Annotated in this window: 1 protein-coding gene; it reads right to left on the bottom strand. The window is 64.0% G+C overall.

All coding sequences use genetic code 11. The annotated features are described in order from the left end of the window. Positions 1-4,463 (bottom strand): beta strand repeat-containing protein (locus tag E0486_RS19035; RefSeq protein ID WP_165917413.1); only part of this gene is annotated, 4,463 nt, incomplete at both ends.

Below are 4,463 nucleotides of genomic sequence, written 5' to 3'. Positions count from 1 at the left end.
TAGTTGAATTGTGCGTTCAGCGCATTGTCTACGGGATCGATCTGCAGGGCGTCTACCGGCAACAGGTAGCCGGGAAGGCTGGTGGGCAGGTAAATGCCGCCGGCAGGGAACGACGTATAGGTAGCGAAGGCGAACGGTCCATTGACCGAGGTGCTGCTGTAGGCGTATACCGACGTTACGTTCGAGGGGAAAGACGTCAGGTGCACGAAGCTGATCTCACCCGTGTTGTTTACTTCCGGATCGGTGCCCGGGAAGGAAGCCGAAGGAATGGTCACGAGCGTGTTGCCGCTGGGGTTGGCCAGGGCGGTGCTGGTGCTGCTGGTCGCTACCGGCAGTGCGTTGACGCCGAAGTTCACCGTGCTGTTACCGGCGAGCGCGCCGGTGCTGGCCTGGCCGTTGTGGTCGCCGTCGCCGGCGGCCGTCGTGCCTTCCGCCGTATTCACCCAACCCGAGGGCAGGGCAGCGGCCGGAGCGGGCTGGCCGATGGTTCCAGCCGTAGTGCTGAGCACCACCGTGTAGGTAGTACCGGTCTGCACACCGTTGGCCGACGAGAAGCTGTAGGTACCGTTGCCGGCAACCGCCTGCGTCGCTACCACGTTGCCGCCGCTCACGAGGCTCACATAGAGTTGCGTGCTGCTGAGGCTGCCAACCGGCGTACCGTTGATGATGCCGTCTTTGGTGCCGTTTACATCGTCGTAAATGGTACCGCTGATCGCAATGTCGGTGAGGGGCTGGCGGGCGATGCCGCTCGTCAGGCTTTCCTTGCCCGAGTTGTCGATGGCGGTGAACGTGAAGTCGACGTTCACGGCGCCGTTCACGGGATCAACCGTGATGGCTTGCGTGGGGTTGCCCGACGCGTTGGTAGCCAGGTACACGCCGCCGGCCGGGAAGGCCGTGAAGCCGGTACCATAGGTTACCGTACTGACCGGGCCGCCAGGCGTCGTGCTGCCGCTGAGGGTCACCGAGGTAGCATTGGCCGGCAGGGCCGTGATGCGGATGTAGCTGACGGCACCGCCGCCCAGGTCGGTCGCATCGGAAGCCACAAAGGTTGCGGCCGGGATGGTCACCGTATTGGTGCCACCGGGGTTCACCTGCGGCGTGGCGATCGTCAGTGCGGCAGGCACCGGCAGCGCCTCGATGGCGAAGTCGATGGTCCGGCTCGTGCCGACGTTGCCGCCGAAGTCGAAGGTGCCGTTGGCCAGGGCGTCGCCGCTCGTGCCGCTGCTGCCTTCTGCCATGTATACCCAGGCGGTGGAGGGCAGTGTGGACGCGGTTGCCGAAGCGCTGCTGGTCAGCACAAGGCGGTAGGTACCGATGTCGTTGCGAAGACCGTCGGCAGTGCCAAAGCTGAACGTGCCGTCGGTAAGGGCCTGGCTGGCCACTACGGTGTTCGTCGCCGTGTTGACGAGGTTCACGTACAGCTGGCCTCCGGCGTTGGAGATCGGCGTGCCGTCGATCGTACCAGCGGTCACGTCGTCGTAAACCGTACCGGCAATGGTCAGGTCGGTCAGCGGCTGGCGGGCAATGCCCGAAGCCGCGCTTTCCCGGTTGGCGTTGTCGACCACTTTGTAGGTGAAGTCAACGTTCACCGCGCCGTTGGCCGGATCGACCACGATAGCCGAAGACGGGTTGCCCGCAGCGTTGGTAGCGATGTACACCCCTCCTACCGGGAAGTTGGCGGTGGTATAGGTTGCGTTGGCGGTTGCGCCACCCGGTGTAGTCGCTGCGGCGGCGAAGGTCACCGTCGTGGCGTTGGCCGGGAACGAAAGGATGTGGATGTAGTTGATGCGACCGCCGCTCAGGTCGGAGGCGTCGGTACCGCTGAAGGTCGTGGCAGGAATGGTCACCGTAGCGGTGCCGCCGGGGTTCACCTGCGCGGTCGCGGTGGTCAGCGCCGCCGGGGCCGGCAGGGCGTCGATACCAAAGTCGATCACTTTGTTGGTCGTTACGTTCGCACCGAACAGGAAGCGACCATTGGCGTTGGCGTCGCCGGAAGTACCCGACAGGCCTTCACCGGTATTTACCCAGTTGCTGCTGAGGGCGGCTACCGTGTTGCCGGCTGCGTCGGTGAGCACCAGCGCATAGGTGCTGATGTCGTTGCGAAGACCATCGGCGGTACCGAAGCTGAAGGTGCCGTTGCTGAGGCTGCGGGAAGCCACCACCGTATTGCCGGCGGTGTTCACCAGGTTTACAAAGAGCTGGCCGTTGGCGTTGGAGATCGGCGTACCGTCGATCAGCGCGTTGCTGTTGCCGTCGGCATCGTCGTATACCGTACCCGAAATGACCAGGTCGCTGAGCGGCTGGCGGGCCGTACCGGTAGCGGTACTGGCCTTGCCGGCGTTGTCGATGCTGCGGTAGCTGAAGTCAACGTTCAGCGCACCGTTGGCCGGGTCGACCGTGATTGTCGTGGAGGGGTTGCCCGCGCCGTTGGTGGCAATGTAGAGGCCGCCGCCGGGGAAGGTGCCCGAAGTATAGGTCGTGGTGGTCACGGCGCCGCCAATGGTGGTGGCACCGGTAACCGTGATCGAAGTAGCGTTTGCCGGGAAGGCCGTCAGCAGGATGTAGCTGACGAGGCCGCCCGAAAGATCACCCGCGTCGGCGCCACTGAACGTCGAAGCCGGAACGGTGATGGTGGCGGTGCCGCCGGGGTTCACCTGCGACGTAGCCGTGGTCAGCGCCGTCACGGTGGGAAGGGCGTCGATACCGAAATCGATCACCGTATTGGCGGTTACGTTGGCACCGAAAGTAAAGGTGCCGTTGGCAAGACCGTCGCCCGTCGTGCCGGTGGTGCCTTCTGCCGTGTAGGTAAAGGCGGCCGAAGGCAGCGTCGAGGTCGTGGCCAGCGCCGTATTGGTCAGCACCAGCGTGTAGTCGCCTACGTTGTTCTGCAGGCCGTCGGCGGTGCTGAAGCTATAGGTACCGGCAGCGCTCACAGCTTTGGAGGCTACCAGCGTCGTGCCGCTCACGAGGTTCACATATAATTGACCGCCGGCGTTGCTGCGCAGCGTGCCGTTGATGATGCCGGCATCCGGGTCGTCGTATACCGAGCCCGAGATGCTCACGTCGCTCAGGGGCTGGCGGGCCGCGCCGCTGGCAAGGCTTTCCTTACCGGCATTGTCTACCGCGCGGTAGGGGATGTCTACGTTCACCGCACCGTTCACCGGGTCTACTTTAACGGCAGCCGCGTTGGACAGGTTGCCGTTGGCAGCCGTGGCAATATACACGCCGCCGGCCGGGAAGGTGGCCGACGTGTAGATGGTCGTGGTTACCGGGCCGCCGATCGTGGTGGACCCGATGAGCGTGATCGTCGTGGCATTGGCGGGGAAGTCGGTGATGTGCACGTAGCTGATGACGCCGCCGTTGGCTGCATCGGCATCGGTGCCGCTGAAGGCCGTGGCCGGAACGGTCACCGTGTTGGTGCCGCCGGGATTTTGCTGCGTCGCAGCGGTGGTTAGGGCCGTGGTAGCCGGCAGTGCGTCGACACCGAAGTCGATCACGGTACTGGCCGTGATGCTGGCGCCGAAAGCATAGGTGCCGTTGGGAGCGCCGTCACCGGTAGTGCCGCTCACACCTTCGGCGGTGTAGGTCCAGGCAGTCGAAGGCAGCGTGGAGCCGGTTGCAGTGGCCGCGTTGGTGAGCACGAGCGCATAGGTGGTGATGTTGTTCTGCAGACCGTCGGCCGTATTGAAGGAATAGGCACCACCGCTGACCGCCTTGGAAGCGACCACCGTATTGGTGGCGGCGTTGACCAGGTTCACATACAGGGCACCGCCGGCGCTCGAAATGAGCGGTCCGTTGATGGTGCCGCCGTTAACATCGTTGTATACCGAACCCGATACCACCAGGTCGGTGAAGGACACGCTAGCCGTTCCGGTGCTGGCCGACTCGATACCGGCAGCATCCACCACCTTATAGGAAAGCGCCACCGAGGCCGCACCGTTGACCGGGTCTACCTGAACGGCATTCGCATTGGACAGGTTGCCGTTGGCACCCGTAGCGATATAGAGACCAGCGGCGGGGAAGGTACCCGCTGTGTAGGTGGTGGTCGTTACCGCACCGCCGGCCGTCAGGGCACCGGTAACGGTAATGGAAGTAGCGTTGGCGGGGAACGCCGTCAGGCGCACATAGCTGATGCTGCCACCGGCCAGGTCCACCGCGTCGGTACCGCTGAAAGATGTGGCCGGAACAACGGCATTGTTCGCACCACCTGGATTCACTGCAGAAGTAGCAGAAACGGTAACCGCAGCAGGCAGGGCATCTATGCCGAAGTTGACATTGGGCTTGCTGGCCGTCACCGCGCCCAGCGTGATCACGGGGTTCGTGACGTTCAGGCCGGTGTTGATCGAACCGTTGTTGTTGTAGCTCACGTCGGTCCAGCCGGTAGCAAGCGCCTGCGTAATCGTGTTGAGCGCGACGCCGTCGGTAGGCTGCGCGGCCAGCGAGGCCAGGCGCACTTCATAGCT

Source organism: Flaviaesturariibacter aridisoli, assembly GCF_004343705.1.
Taxonomy (GTDB): domain Bacteria; phylum Bacteroidota; class Bacteroidia; order Chitinophagales; family Chitinophagaceae; genus Flavisolibacter; species Flavisolibacter aridisoli.
The sequence above is the reverse complement of the archived record's forward strand: the minus strand, read 5'-3'. Positions and strand labels throughout refer to the sequence as shown.